Source organism: Sulfitobacter sp., from assembly GCF_041552635.1.
Lineage (GTDB): Bacteria > Pseudomonadota > Alphaproteobacteria > Rhodobacterales > Rhodobacteraceae > Sulfitobacter.
This window is the reverse complement of the sequence record NZ_JBFEKM010000112.1, coordinates 1-14,079: the sequence shown is the minus strand read 5'-3', so window position 1 is coordinate 14,079 and position 14,079 is coordinate 1. Positions and strand designations below refer to the sequence as shown.

12 protein-coding genes and 1 pseudogene are annotated in these 14,079 nt (G+C 58.6%); 2 read left to right on the top strand and 11 right to left on the bottom strand.

The window, feature by feature from the left end; genetic code table 11:
• The 6 genes from ABYT07_RS13630 to ABYT07_RS13605 all read right to left on the bottom strand — a co-directional run.
• A partial coding sequence (locus ABYT07_RS13630) for an FAD-dependent oxidoreductase (protein WP_372992441.1) occupies positions 1 to 1,041 on the bottom strand: 1,041 nt, incomplete at its 3' end.
• A gap of 171 nt (positions 1,042 to 1,212) precedes the next feature.
• Positions 1,213 to 2,664: a betaine-aldehyde dehydrogenase gene (gene betB / locus ABYT07_RS13625; RefSeq protein WP_372992439.1), complete on the bottom strand. Its 1,452-nt coding sequence runs from the start codon at positions 2,662 to 2,664 to the stop codon at positions 1,213 to 1,215.
• A gap of 48 nt (positions 2,665 to 2,712) precedes the next feature.
• Entirely contained in the window at positions 2,713 to 4,221 is a 1,509-nt protein-coding gene (gene betC, locus ABYT07_RS13620; protein WP_372992437.1) for a choline-sulfatase, read from the bottom strand.
• Positions 4,218 to 4,793, bottom strand: coding sequence for a transcriptional regulator BetI (gene betI, locus ABYT07_RS13615; RefSeq protein WP_372992435.1), 576 nt, complete (start codon positions 4,791 to 4,793; stop codon positions 4,218 to 4,220). The genes betC and betI overlap by 4 nt, the downstream gene beginning before the upstream one ends.
• A gap of 69 nt (positions 4,794 to 4,862) precedes the next feature.
• Positions 4,863 to 5,765 carry a DMT family transporter gene (locus ABYT07_RS13610; protein ID WP_372992433.1) on the bottom strand — a complete coding sequence of 301 codons (903 nt, stop codon included), beginning with the start codon at positions 5,763 to 5,765 and terminating at the stop codon, positions 4,863 to 4,865.
• A gap of 37 nt (positions 5,766 to 5,802) precedes the next feature.
• Positions 5,803 to 6,399, bottom strand: coding sequence for a LysE/ArgO family amino acid transporter (locus ABYT07_RS13605; protein ID WP_372992431.1), 597 nt, complete (start codon positions 6,397 to 6,399; stop codon positions 5,803 to 5,805).
• Positions 6,400 to 6,590: 191 nt separating this feature from the next.
• Between ABYT07_RS13605 and ABYT07_RS13600 the strand changes: the two genes are divergently transcribed.
• Positions 6,591 to 6,830: a hypothetical protein gene (locus ABYT07_RS13600; RefSeq protein WP_372992429.1), complete on the top strand. Its 240-nt coding sequence runs from the start codon at positions 6,591 to 6,593 to the stop codon at positions 6,828 to 6,830.
• Between the two features lie 391 nt (positions 6,831 to 7,221).
• Here ABYT07_RS13600 and ABYT07_RS13595 read toward each other — a convergent pair whose 3' ends face one another.
• Positions 7,222 to 7,965 carry a YebC/PmpR family DNA-binding transcriptional regulator gene (locus ABYT07_RS13595; protein ID WP_372992427.1) on the bottom strand — a complete coding sequence of 248 codons (744 nt, stop codon included), beginning with the start codon at positions 7,963 to 7,965 and terminating at the stop codon, positions 7,222 to 7,224.
• Between the two features lie 198 nt (positions 7,966 to 8,163).
• Here ABYT07_RS13595 and ABYT07_RS13590 point away from each other — a divergent pair, with 198 nt between their 5' ends.
• Positions 8,164 to 9,936 carry an SLC13 family permease gene (locus ABYT07_RS13590; RefSeq protein WP_372992425.1) on the top strand — a complete coding sequence of 591 codons (1,773 nt, stop codon included), beginning with the start codon at positions 8,164 to 8,166 and terminating at the stop codon, positions 9,934 to 9,936.
• Positions 9,937 to 10,040: 104 nt separating this feature from the next.
• Here the strand turns inward: ABYT07_RS13590 and ABYT07_RS13585 are convergent, their stop codons facing one another.
• The 4 genes and pseudogenes from ABYT07_RS13585 to ABYT07_RS13570 all read right to left on the bottom strand — a co-directional run.
• The gene (locus tag ABYT07_RS13585) at positions 10,041 to 11,813 is read right to left on the bottom strand and encodes an SLC13 family permease (RefSeq protein ID WP_372992423.1); all 1,773 of its coding nucleotides are present in this window, start codon (positions 11,811 to 11,813) and stop codon (positions 10,041 to 10,043) included.
• Between the two features lie 32 nt (positions 11,814 to 11,845).
• Positions 11,846 to 12,775, bottom strand: a complete 930-nt coding sequence (locus ABYT07_RS13580) for a DMT family transporter (RefSeq protein ID WP_372992421.1) — start codon at positions 12,773 to 12,775, stop codon at positions 11,846 to 11,848.
• A complete protein-coding gene (locus ABYT07_RS13575; protein WP_372992419.1) occupies positions 12,772 to 13,584 on the bottom strand; it encodes a TIGR00282 family metallophosphoesterase in 813 nt (270 codons plus the stop codon). The genes ABYT07_RS13580 and ABYT07_RS13575 overlap by 4 nt, the downstream gene beginning before the upstream one ends.
• A gap of 83 nt (positions 13,585 to 13,667) precedes the next feature.
• Positions 13,668 to 14,079, bottom strand: a pseudogene (locus tag ABYT07_RS13570) (hypothetical protein); the annotation flags it as partial.

Genomic DNA, 14,079 nt, shown 5'->3' with positions numbered 1-14,079 from the left:
TTTGGACCGGATAAAGGCGGCCGATTCAAACTGGTTCGACGCGCCCATGCCAGTTTTGGTGAACAACCACTGCGCCCCGATCACCGCCTTCGAGAAGACATTCCAGTGCTTGTAGAGCGTGATGGGCTGGCTTGCCGCCATCTGGATGTACAGCTCAAGATGGTCTTGAAGGTTCTGACCGACACCAGCGCGGTCCGCCACAACGTCGATCCCGTGTTCCACCAGATGGGCCGCAGGGCCAATGCCAGACAACATCAACAGCTTGGGCGAATTGATCGACGACGCGGCCAGGATCACCTCGCCACTGGCGTGCAACACCTCGCGGGTGCCGCCGCGCAGCACCTCTACACCCACCGCACGGCCATCTTCGATCACGATGCGCTGCGCCAGCGCGCGGATCACCTCGACATTGCCCGTCTTCTGGGCAGGCCGCAAATAGGCATTCGCAGCTGACCAGCGCCGGCCTTTCCAAACCGTCTGCTCCATCGGGCCAAAGCCCTCTTGCTTTTCACCATTGTAATCGTCGGTCGCCTCGTATCCCGCCTGCTTGCCCGCCGCGACAAAGGCTTCGAACAGCGGGTTCTCACGCGGGCCACGGCTGACATGCAGCGGGCCGTCGGTGCCACGCCACGCAGGGTCGCCGCCATGACCACGATCGTGCCAGGTTTCCATCCGCTTGAAATAGGGCAGCACATCGGCATAGCCCCAGCCATCAGCCCCCTGTTCGGCCCAATGGTCGTAATCCTTGGCGTGCCCGCGCACATAAACCATACCGTTGATTGACGACGATCCGCCGATCACCTTGCCGCGCGGACAGGCCAGACGGCGGTTGCCTAAATGCGGTTCGGGTTCAGAGGTATAGCCCCAATCGTAGCGCTTCATATTCATCGGATAGGACAATGCCGCTGGCATCTGGATAAAAGGCCCCGCATCGGTGCCGCCGTGTTCAATGACCAGCACCTTGCGTCCGGCCTTGGCCAAACGGTACGCCATGGCACAACCGGCACTGCCAGCCCCCACAATGATAAATTCCGCCATCAGCTTCCATCCTTCACGTCAAGTCTTGGGGCCCACGGACATACCGTCCGGCCCCCGCATTTGCGCATCATGCTATAGCGACCCGAACCCGCGCATCCCTTGCAAAGGTGGGTTCAGGCCGCGTCACGCCTAAATAATCGAATGCGCTTTAGCGCACCTTTGGATCACGCCGCTTTAGAAAGGCGCTTCCATATCGCCCATGCGCACATAGACGGATTTGATCTGGCTATAATGTTCAATCGCCGCCTTTGAATTTTCACGTCCCACGCCCGAGTTTTTCATGCCGCCAAACGGGGCCTCGACCGGCGCGTCGTTGTAGGTGTTGATATAGCAGGTGCCCGCCTGAAAATTGGCAGCAACGCGGTGCGCGCGCGACAGATCACGGGTGAACACGCCTGCGGCAAGGCCGAATTCGGTGTCATTGGCGCGCGCCATCACGTCGTCTTCGTCCGTAAAATCAAGCACCGACATCACGGGGCCGAAAATCTCTTCGCGCGCGATGGTCATGTCGTCGGTGACATCGGCAAAGACCGTTGGCTGCATAAAGAAACCGTCGCCGTCGATTGCAGTCCCGCCATACACCAGCCGTGCGCCCTCGGCCTTGCCCTGTTCGATATAACCAAGCGCGATATCAAGCTGGCGCTTGGACACCATCGGGCCAAAGCTGGTCTCGGGGTCCATCGGGTCCCCGATCACCGCGCCGTCCAACCGTTCGGCCAGCCGCTTGAGGAACGCCTCTTTGATGTCCGCATGCACAAACACCCGCGTCCCGTTGGAACACACCTGCCCCGAGCTGTAGAAATTGCCCAATATCGCACCGCTGACCGCGTTTTCGATATCCGCATCCTCGAACACGATGATCGGGGATTTGCCGCCCAATTCCATTGTGACCGCCTTGATACCAGCCGCCGCTGCGGCATAGACCTTGCGGCCTGTGGGCACGGAACCGGTCAGGGAAACCTTGTCAACGCGGGGGTCGCTGACCAGCGATGCGCCGACCTCGCCCATGCCTTGCACCACGTTATACAATCCTGCAGGCAGGCCAGCCTCGTGCAGGATTTCGGCGACTTTCAATGCACAAAGCGGGGTGGTTTCGGATGGCTTGAAGATGATCGCATTGCCGCAAGCCAGCGCTGGCGCGCCTTTCCAGCAGGCGATCTGCGTCGGGTAATTCCACGCACCGATGCCCACACACAGGCCCAAAGGTTCGCGGCGGGTATAAACCCAATCCTCGCCCAATTGAATATGCTCTCCGGTCAGGGACGCGGCGATCCCGCCGAAATATTCCAACGCATCGGCCCCGCTGGTCGCATCCGCCACAGATGTTTCCTGATAAGGTTTGCCAGTGTCATAGGTTTCCAACACAGACAGATCATGATTGCGTTCGCGCATGATATCGGCGGCACGGCGCAGGATGCGGCCGCGTTCGGTACCGGTCATCGCGGCCCAAGCCACCTGCGCCGCCCGTGCCGAGGTGATGGCCTGTTCGATGATCTCGGGCGTCGCGGCATGGACTTTGGCGATCACCGCACCAGTGGCGGGGTAAATCACCTCGATCGGCGTGCCTGCGGTGTCTTCGACATAGGCACCGTTGATGAAATGGCTGGCGGTGGGTTGGGTTTGCATATTTCTCTCTCAATTCGTGTGGGTGGCCCGTTTGGGATGGAAAACGGCTTACTCTCCGCGGGGAAAGCGCTTGTTTTCTTCCAGCACGTTCAAATCCATGTGGTTGCGCATGTACTGCTCTGAGGCTTTGCGCAGGGGCTGGTAATCCCACGGGTAATAGCCGCCTTCGCGCAGCGCCTCGTAGACCACCCAGCGGCGCGCCTGGCTTTTGCGGACATCGGCGTCAAAAGCATCCAGATCCCAACGTGCGTCAGCCTTGGCGCGCAGGGTTTGGCGCGTGCCCTGATGGGCGGGATCTTCGGCCAGATTGGTCAGCTCGTGCGGGTCGGCATCCATGTCGAACAACTGGTCCGGGTCCAGCGCGCAGCGGTTGTATTTCCACTTGCCATAGCGCAGCGACACCATCGGCGCATAGGACCCTTCGGCGGCGTATTCCATCGCGACGGGTTCGGTACGTTCCACCCCCTGCCCCATGGGCACCAGCGACTGGCCTGTCGTCCATTCCATGACCTCTTCCATCGACACGCCCGCCAGATCGCACAGGGTCGGGCAGACGTCGATATTGCTGACGGGGGTTTCGTTCAAGCCCGGTTCCATTTGCGGGGCGGCAATCATCATCGGCACGCGGGAAGAGCCCTCAAAAAAGCTCATCTTGAACCAAAGGCCGCGTTCGCCCAGCATGTCGCCATGGTCGGACACAAACATGATGATCGCTTCTTGACGGGTATCCTCGAGGGTCTGCAAGATCTCGCCGATCTTGTCATCCAGATAGCTGATGTTCGCGAAATAAGCCTGACGCGACCGTTTGATATTGTCTTCGGTGATGTCAAAGCTACGCCAGTCATTGGCGTCAAAAATCCGTTTGGAATGCGCATCTTGGGCGTCATAGCCCAGATCAGACACCTGCGGCAGCAGATGGTCGCAATCGTTATACAAATCCCAATACTTCTTGCGCGCCACGTACGGGTCATGCGGGTGGGTAAAGCTGACGGTCATGCACCACGGGCGGTCATCAAGGCCACGCGACAGGTCATAGATCTTGCGCGTTGCCTCGAATGCGACGGCGTCGTCATATTCCATCTGGTTGCTTATTTCGGCCACCCCTGCGCCCGTCACCGACCCCATGTTGTGGTACCACCAGTCAATGCGTTCGCCGGGTTTGCGATAATCGGGGGTCCAGCCGAAATCAGCGGGATAGATATCAGTGGTCAGACGTTCCTCGAACCCGTGCAGCTGGTCGGGACCAACGAAATGCATCTTGCCCGACAGGCAGGTGTGATAGCCCGCACGGCGCAGGTGATGCGCATAGGTCGGCACGCTGGACGGAAATTCAGCCGCGTTGTCATAGACGCCCGTGGCGCTAGGCAATTGGCCGGACATAAACGCCGCCCGCCCCGGTGCGCACAGTGGGCTGGCGGTATAGGCATTCTTGAACCGCGTCGACCGCGCTGCCAGTTTTTTCAGGTTCGGGGCATGCAGCCAATCGACGGGGCCATCGGGAAACAGCGTGCCGTTCAACTGGTCGACCATCAGGATCAGGATGTTTGGTTTGGTCATCGCTTGGCTCCCACCAACGTTTCAAGCAGTTCCAGCGCCTGCCCGCAGGCCTGCTTGGAACTGCCACCGTCGGACAGGGCCGCGCGCAGGTACAGACCGTCGATCATGGCCGCCAAGGTTTCGGCGTCCCGTTCCGGACGCGCCGAGATCGGGCGCAGCGCATGGGTCAGGTTCGACCGCAGCCGCGCTTGATAAACAATCAGCAAACGATAGGTTTCGACATTGGTCCGCGAGGACGCATAAAGCGTCATCCAAGCGCTGACCGTCGCAGGATCAAAGCAGCTCTCGTCAAAACTGGCGCGAATGATCGCTTCTGCGCGCTCAAGCGGCTTTTTTGCGACGCGCAATTCACGGCGGACTTCGGCGCTGTATTCAGACAGGATATAGCGCATAGCGGCGAGAAAGATCTGATCCTTGCCACCGAAATAGTGATGTGCCAGCGCCGAGGACATGCCCGCACGCCGGGCGATCTGACCAACAGTCACGTCCAACGACTGCGCGGCCCCGATTTCGGCTATTGTGGCCTTGACCAAAGCATCGCGGCGAATGGGCTCCATTCCAAGTTTGGGCATCTCGAATCCTAGCAGTAATTGACGTCACTGCTAGGCAATCTATGGTTATTGACTGGCAAGTCAATAAACTTAGAATTTGGTCGCGGGGCTTGCGGGCGTGATCTGGCGATTCAACATCGCCTCGCGCCAAGTGATAAATGTGACCGATCCCAGGATCACGGTACCGCCGATGACCACCCAGATATCAATTGGTTCGACAAACACAACGGCCCCCAGAATTGTCGCCCAGACCAATTGTAGAAACGTGACCGGTTGCGTCACCGTCAACGGTGCCGCAGCAAAGGCCAGTGTCATGGTGTAATGCCCTCCAGTGGCAAAAACGGCCACAGTGGCAAGGATCGCAAGTTCCTCCCACGTGGGTGTAATCCAGACCGGCAGCGCAAAGGGCAGCAAAAAGAGCGACACAAAGATCGACATCATCGCGACCACGACAGACGGTTTGACCTCGTCTGTCAGGACCTTGGCCAACAGATAGGCCCCGCCAAACACAACCGCCGCGATCAGCATCGCAAAATGCCCGTTGGTCAGCTCGCGAAACCCCGGTCGCAGGATGATCACAGCCCCCAACAGCCCCAGAACGACAGCAATGATCCGGCGCAAGGCAAGGGTTTCACCCAAGAAAAGCGCAGCACCAATGGTCACATATATCGGGGCCATATAGTTCATCGCGGTCACTTCGGCTATGGAAATGCGGGTCATGGCGTAGAACCACAAAATCACGCCCAACGCATGCAAGCCCCCGCGCAAGCTGAACAAGGTCCACTGCCGCCGGGTCAGATGTGCCGCCCGCAACGACCCGATCGCAGGCAGTAAAAACACCAATCCGAAGGAATAGCGGATCAAGGCCGCTTCCGCCGACGGCAGGCGCGGGCCCATGTGCTTCACAAGCGCTGTCACACAGATGAATAAGAACCCTGTCACAACCATCCAAAAGATGCCGATTACGGGACGATGAGGCAGCGCTGTTGTCATAAATTCAACATTTCCCAATCAGACGGCAAGAGCAAGGTCACATCAGCAAAAGTTTCACCGCAATCGCCCACATGGTCAGGGCAATCAACGCGTCCAGAATTTGCCAGCTGCGCGGGCGGGCAAAAATCGGGCCAAGCAGCCGCGCCCCATAGCCAAGACCGAAGAAGAACACAAAGCTTGCCGTTACGGCTCCGATACCGAAAGCCAACCTGTTGTCATATTGCGCCGACACCGATCCCAACAGCACGACTGTATCCAGATAGACATGCGGGTTCAGCCAAGTCAGCGCCAGCAAGGTCAGCAATGTGCGACGCAAGCTAAGGGTGTTGTCGCCTTCTGCCTCAAGTGCCGCCCCGCCGCGCCATGCAGACAGTGCATTTTGTGCCCCGTACCAGATCAGGAACGCCGCGCCACCAAAACGCATCACGGTTTCAAACCACGGCACCGCCTGCGCCAGCGCGCCAAAGCCCGAAACCCCCGCTGCAATCAGCACCCCATCAGAGACCGCGCAGGTCAGGCAGACCCAGAACACATGGTGCCGCCGCACCCCTTGGCGCAACACAAAGGCGTTTTGCGCGCCAATCGCCAAAATCAAAGTAAAGCCCAACGCAAATCCGGGAAAGAAAGAGAGCATGAAAGCAGCCTTGGTTGTGATGGCTTGGCGTATCAGTGAAACCTGACAAGCCCAAGCTCTCGTTCGCAGAATTGCCAAAATCTAATTTTTTTCGCCAACATGGTGAAACAAATTCGTGATCCGGCCCGTTGCTACTGGTGTAACGCCCTCCGGCTCCCTATGTGACGCTCACTCTACAAAGGAACTAAGTCATGTTTGACGAAAAACAGAAGCTGGAAATCAGCCAAGAAGAACTGGCCCTGATCGAGGCGGCCTTGCACACACAGTCCAAAATCTTGGGCGTTCAAGCCAGTGCCGGGGGTGCAAAAGCCCTGACGCGCCTGAACGATATCAAACGGGTTCTGGCCAAGATTGCGCAACAAAAGCCGGTCAAGGCGCAAAAGCCAAAGACGGGCGGCGTGTTTTTAAGCATGTCGCGGATGTTCGGGTAACCTCCCTCCCCCTCAACAGACCATAAACGCCCCTTATTTCAGGGGTAAAAATCCCGCATTTCGGGCATATCTATGAAAACCTGCTGGCCGAATGGTCGGCAGGTTTTTATTTTGTCGCCACATGTGCAGCTCGGCGTTCCCCTTGCGGCAGATTACCGCGCAACGGTCGTCCCCAAGACGGCCAGCCTGCGGAAATCATGGCATAGCGATCACCAAATCAAATTGCCTCGGCATGCCGCGCTGAATGATGCGTCAAGGTCGACATTTCGCACACCAAAACGAAAACGAGCGACGGAAAACCCGCCGCTCGTATCCTAAAAATCGCGCTAGCACCCAATTTGAATAGAATGCCTTGGTGCAGCCGCCCTACGTTCGCCCCAACCGGATGGCGTTACTCCAGCTGCTCCATGACCTCGTCAGAGGCGTCGAAATTCGTGGTAACCCGCTGCACGTCATCGTCATCTTCCAACGCATCAATCAGCTTCATCAGCTTCTCCATGCTCTCCAGATCCATCTCGGTGGTAATGGACGGCTTCCAGACCAGCTTGGTGCTGTCAGATTCGCCCAACTCGGCCTCAAGCGCGGTGGCGACTTCGTTCAGATCCGTATCAAGACACCAGATGACGTGCCCGTCTTCAGACGATTCAACATCCTCGGCCCCAGCCTCGATCGCGGCCATCATGACCGTATCCGCATCGCCGACCGACGCCGGATAGGTAATCTCGCCCTTGCGGTCGAACATGAAACCAACGCTGCCGGTTTCGCCCAGATTGCCACCATTCTTGGTAAAGGTCGACCGAACCACCGACGCCGTACGGTTGCGGTTATCGGTCATCGCCTCAACGATTACAGCCACCCCATTGGGTCCATAACCCTCATAGCGGATTTCTTCGTAATCCTCGCCGTCCCCCGCTTGCGATTTCTTGATCGCGCGGTCGATCACATCCTTTGGCACGGAAACCGATTTTGCTTCCTTGACCGCCAGTCGCAAACGCGGGTTCTTGTCAGGATCAGGGTCGCCCATCTTGGCCGCAACGGTGATCTCTTTTGACATCTTCGAGAACACCTTGGCGCGCAACTTGTCCTGCCGCCCTTTGCGGTGCTGGATGTTTGCCCATTTTGAGTGGCCTGCCATGATAACCTCGTCTGCGAAAACCCTATTTCGCCCTCTATAGGCCAGCCGATGCGCGCAAACAAGCCACCCTTACAGGGGAAATCCCCTCTTCTCTGGCTCAAAAATATCCTCGGGGGTTTGGGGGCAGACAGCCCCCATTCCGACTGCTAAGCCAAGAACCAACACCCAAGGCCCCAAATCACAAGGTGATCCCTGCCCATGACCCAAGATCAAATCATTCTCTTTACACTCTTTGCTGCGGTGTTCGGCATGCTGCTTTGGGGGCGGTTCAGGTACGATCTTGTGGCCTTTTCGGCACTTATGATCGCTGTTGTCTTGGGTGTCGTGGACAGCAAAAATGCCTTCGACGGCTTTGGTCATCCCGCCACGCTGGTGGTTGCCCTTGTCTTGGTGGTCTCTGCCGGGTTGGTACGATCCGGCGCGGTGCTGCTGATCACGCGGACCTTGGTCGATGCGTCGCGCAGTCTGGGCGCGCATATCACGCTGATGGGGCTGATCGGCGGCGTCCTGTCCGCCTTTATGAACAACGTGGCTGCACTTGCACTGCTGATGCCCGTCGACATCCAGACCGCGCGCAAGGCGGGGCGCAATCCGGGTCTCAGCCTGATGCCGCTCAGCTTTGCGACGATTCTGGGCGGGATGGTCACGCTGATCGGCACGCCACCCAATATTATCATTGCCTCCATTCGGCAGGAATCCCTTGGCGAACCCTTTGGCATGTTCGATTTCGCCCCTGTCGGGGGCATCGCCGCGATCGCCGGGCTCGCCTTTGTCGCGCTGGTCGGCTGGCGGTTGATCCCGCCGCGCGATGACACCGCCCTCAAACCCGAGGACCTGTCGCAATACCTTGCAGAACTGACGGTCCCCGAAGAAAGCCCGTTGATTGGCAAACGTCTGGGCGAATTACAAGAAGTGGCAGATAAATCCGACGTGGTGATCCTTGGCCTCGTGCGCGATGGCGCGCGTCTCTATGGTCAGTCGCGCAATGTCGCGATGCGCGCCGGAGACGCCTTGGTGCTTGAGGCGCGCCCGGACGCGCTGGATGAATTTCGCAGCACCTTGAACTTGCAGGTAGCCGATAAAGACCGCGAGGATCGATTGAATGCCGGGGGCGAAGGCGTCGAGATTATCGAGGTCGTGGTCACCAATGAATCGCGCCTCAACGGGCGTTCGACCCAATCTGTCGGGCTTTCATGGCGCCAACGAACAGTGCTGCTGGGCATCTCGCGGCGCGGCACGCGCATCACCTCGCAACTGCGCAAGACCGAGCTCGAGACCGGCGATATTCTTTTGCTGCTGGTCCCGCGCGATACATCTGCCCACGTGGTTGAATGGCTGGGCGTCCTCCCCTTGGCCGATCGCGGGCTTGCCGTGACCGAGAACAGCAAGGTCTGGCTTGCCATTGGTCTGTTTGCAGGGGCGGTCACCGCCGCCAGTTTTGGCCTGATTTATCTACCCATCGCCCTTGGGCTGGTGGTCGTGTCCTATGTTCTGGCCAAGATCATCCCGCTGTCCGAACTCTACACACATATCGAATGGCCCGTTGTGGTGCTGCTGGGATCGATGATCCCGCTGGGGGCCGCGCTTGAGGCATCGGGCGGGACCGAATTGATCGCCGGAGCCTTGGTCGGGCTGACCGACGGGTGGCCGGCGTGGATGGTGTTGACGGTTTTAATGGTCGTGACGATGACCTTGTCAGATGTTTTGAACAACACCGCAACGACCATCGTGGCCGCCCCGGTTGGCATCCAGATGGCGCAGACCTTGGGCGTTTCGCCCGACCCGTTTCTGATGGCGGTGGCTGTAGCGGCCTCAAGCGCGTTTCTGACCCCGATCGGGCATAAGAATAACACGTTGATCTTGGGGCCAGGCGGTTATTCCTTTGGGGATTACTGGCGCATGGGCCTGCCGCTTGAGATCATCGTGGTCGCGGTTTCTATTCCAGCGATTTTGCTGTTCTGGCCTTTGTGAGTAATTGAAGTCTGTGGGGGCCAGCGTCAACGCGCGGTATATTATGGGGGCCAGCCCCCACACCCCCGGGATATTTTTGAGCCAGAGAACGAGGGGCCTGCGTCTTACCAGATGAGTGGGATAATTGCCGAGACGAGCAGTGACATGCTGAGGTTCAGCGGGATGCCGATGCGCATGAAGTCGGTAAAGCGGTAGCCACCGGGGCCATAAACCAGCGTGTTGGTTTGGTACCCGATCGGCGTCGCAAAGGCGCAGGATGCCGCAATCATCACAGCGACCACCAGCGGGCGCGGGTCCATCCCCAACGCCGACCCAAGGCTGATTGCGATCGGGGTCATGATGACGGCAACCGCGTTGTTTGATACGATTTCGGTCAGGATTGTTGTCAGCAGGAACACCGCAAAGATCACATAGAACGGCGACAGCGTGCCAAGGAACGGCGATATATTGTCGACGATCAGGCTGATCGCACCAGAATTTTGCAGACCAGCACCGACGGCCAACATCGAAAAGATCAGTGCCAGCAACCTGCCATCGACAAAGCTGAAGGCTTCTTCTGCGTCGATACAGCCGGTGACCAGCACAAGCGCTACCGCAAAGATCGCAAGCAGCAAAATCGGTGCCACGTTAAGTGACGCAAGCACGACAATACCAACAAGCGCCGCAATCGCGATGGGCGCGTGGCCCCGGCGGAACGCGCGCGCAGACGGTTGCGAGACGTCAACCATATCCATGTCAGAGGCAAGGCGCTGGATATCGCCCATGGCCCCTTCGAGAAGCAGCGTATCGCCGACCTTGACGATCAGATCGTCCAGCTGGCGTCCGATGTTCTGGTTCCGCCGGTGCACCGCCAGCGGATAGACCCCATAGCGGCGGCGCAGGCGCAGCGCGCCCAGCGACCGGCCCACCATTTTGCAACCCGGCGTGATCAGCACTTCGACGGTCGAGGTTTCGACGGCTGACACCTGATCAACGCGTTTGAGTTCTTTGTTGGCTTGCAGGCTGAGCAGTTCTGTCATCTGCGTGCGCAAGACCACACGGTCGCCGACCTGAAGCTGGACCGCCGCCAAATCACGGCGCAACGACTGGTCGCCGCGCACCACGTCAATCAGCCGCACACCTTCGCGTTTGAACAATTGCACGTCCAATACATCGCGGCCGATCAGGTTGGATTCAGGGGGAATCACCGCTTCGGTAAAGAATTTCATTTTCGAACGGTCCGACAGCATGTTTGCCATACTGTCGCGTGCGGGCAAAAGTTTGGGCGCGAAGATCGCCATATAGATCAGGCCCCATGCACAGACCACAAGCCCGATTGGCAGAATCTCGAAAATGCTAAAGGGTTCAAGGCCCTGGCTGCGCGCCACACCATCCACCAACAGGTTGGTCGATGTCCCGATCAGGGTCAGTGAGCCGCCCATGATTGCCGCATAGCTAAGCGGGATCAGCAGTTTGGAGGCCTTGGTCCCCAAAGTCTGGCTAAGCTGCACCACGACGGGGATCATCACCACCACTACAGGCGTGTTGTTCATGATCGCCGAGGCCGCCATGACGGCAATGATAACCCCCACCACGGCTGTTTTCGGATGGGTTTTCGCATAGCGTTCCGCAAGCCGCGTCAACACGTCCAACGCACCCGTCCGCACCAGCGCGCCCATCACGATAAACATCGCTGCGATCGTCCAGGGGGCGGAGTTTTGCAGCACCGCCTGCGCATCCTCGTAAGGTAAAATGCCAAGCGCCAGCATCACAGCCGCACCGGCAAGAGCCACGACTTCGGTTGGCAGGGCTTCGCGCAGGAACATGATGAACATGATCACGACGATGGTCAGCGCCAGAATCGCAGACGTACTTTGCGACAGGTCGAAAAGGTCCATTCGGGGTATATCCTACCTAGCCGAGGAATAAATCAGGGGGTAGTGTCGCCGATTGCCGCTGCTTCGGCAAGCGCCGCTTTGGGGCGAGGCTGCACCAAATACAATCCGGCAAACATCATGGCAAGAGCCAGCCAAAGGGTTGGCGCATAAGTTTCAGACAGAATAATCTTGGCCCAGATCAAACCGAACCCCGTCACCAGATAGCTGACCTGCACCGCGAACACCGACCCGGCCTTGCCGACCAGCCACATATAGCCCGCATAGACCACCACATGCACCAGCGCCGACACGACCAACGCCCATTGCGGTATGTCCCAAGGCAGTGCGGGATCAATGAATTGTCCGGTCATCACGGTCACCGGCAGCAGCAGTGTTGCACCGACAAGCGACGCGCCTTGCAGCACCTGAAACGCGTCCAGATCAAGGGTTCCCCATTTGGCGATGATATTGCCTTCGAATGCGTAGCACAGACCGGCGATCAGGCCGATTAGAATCCAGAACACCGGCAGATCCATCGAAAGGTCTGTTCCCGGTGCCACCAGCAACAGCACGCCGGCCAGCCCGCAGCCCAGCCCGCCAAGGCGACGATAACTGAAATGATCCAGCCCCATCGCCAGCGCGACTGGAAAGGCAAACATCGGAACAAGGCTCAGCAGCAGCGACAACACCCCCGAGGGCAGCCAGACCGCTGCCTGATACGAGGCGGAATTCGGCAGTACCGTGCCAATAATGGCGATGATCAGATAAAGCCGCAGATAACGCAAACCAAAGGGCACCCGTTTGCGGCGCACGGCGTTGATCACTGTCATAAAGACCGCGCCGATCACCATCTGCCAAAAGACCAAACCGAAATGCTGGTAGCCTGTGCTGACCGCGATCTTGGTCAATGGTTGGGTAAAGCCCCAGCCCGCCCCGAGCACCGCCAGAAACGCGGTGTAAAAGACGATCTGCCGACGGGTCACGGGGCGCTTTGTTGCAGCTTACCGCCTTCGCGCACGGGGACGATGCGGGTTGCTTTGCCGGTACGATCATCGGTTTCGATATAGACGCCGGACAGGGTCGCCTCGTCATTGGCGGGGGTAAAGCGGTCTTTGGGCATGCCCGTGATAAAACGGCGCAGGGGTTCGGTTTTCTCCATTCCGATGACGGAATGATAGTCACCGCACATGCCAGCGTCGGTCAGATAGGCTGTGCCGCCGGGCAGGATCATCGCGTCGGATGTGGGCACATGGGTGTGGGTGCCCACAACAAGGCTGGCGCGCCCGTCGCACCAATGGCCCATCGCCATTTTCTCGGACGTCGCCTCGCAATGCATATCGACGATGATCGCCGATGCCAAGCCGCCCAGCGGATGCGTTTTCAGCACAGGTTCCAAGGCAGAAAACGGATCGTCAAAGGGGCGTTTCATGAACACCTGACCCAAAGCCTGAGCAACAAGCACCTTGCGCCCGTTCTGCGCCGTGAACAGGCGCGCGCCCTTGCCCGGTGCGTTTTTTGAAAAATTCAATGGCCGGATAATACGCTGTTCTTGCTCGATAAAGCTAAGCATGTCTTTTTGATCGAAAGCGTGATCACCTAGGGTCAGGCAATCGGCCCCTGCATCAAGAAGCCCTTTGGCATGCAGGCCAGACAGCCCCATCCCCGAAGTTGCGTTTTCGCCGTTGACCACGATGAAATCCAGCTTCCAGTCCTTGCGCAGACGGGGAAGGTTTTCGCTGATTGCGCGGCGGCCGGCACGGCCCATGACATCGCCAAGAAAGAGTATTTTCATGCGCCAAGGGTTAGGCTGCGACGCGGCCAAGGGCAAGAGGCCGCATTGCGGTATTTTAGACCCGATGTGGAAATGCGCCGGCGCTACCCTTCGACAGCATGGCCAAACACCGCGATGGCAAAGCCCAAGGCCGCCAAGGCGGCAAATCCCAAGCTGCGGTTTTTTGCACCCTGCTTGCTGGTGCTGATCGCCGCAATGGCCGCTTGCAGTGCATAGTAGACCGCGAACGCCCGCGAGGCATAGCTGATGATCTGGAACACATCCGCGCCCCACGTCAGCAGCAACCCGACCACCGTGAGCAGCAGATACCCCATGCGCACGGAAATACGCTTTGCCGACAGCTCTTCCATCAGTCCACCTGATCCGCTGGTGTCGGCCACTGCGGCGCTGAACTGTGCCGCCAAAGCGGCAGCAACCAACAAAAACGGCAAGATCGGTGCCACATCGGCCATCATGTCAACGATGGCCGTTTCGCTGAAATGCAGGTCATCGCGG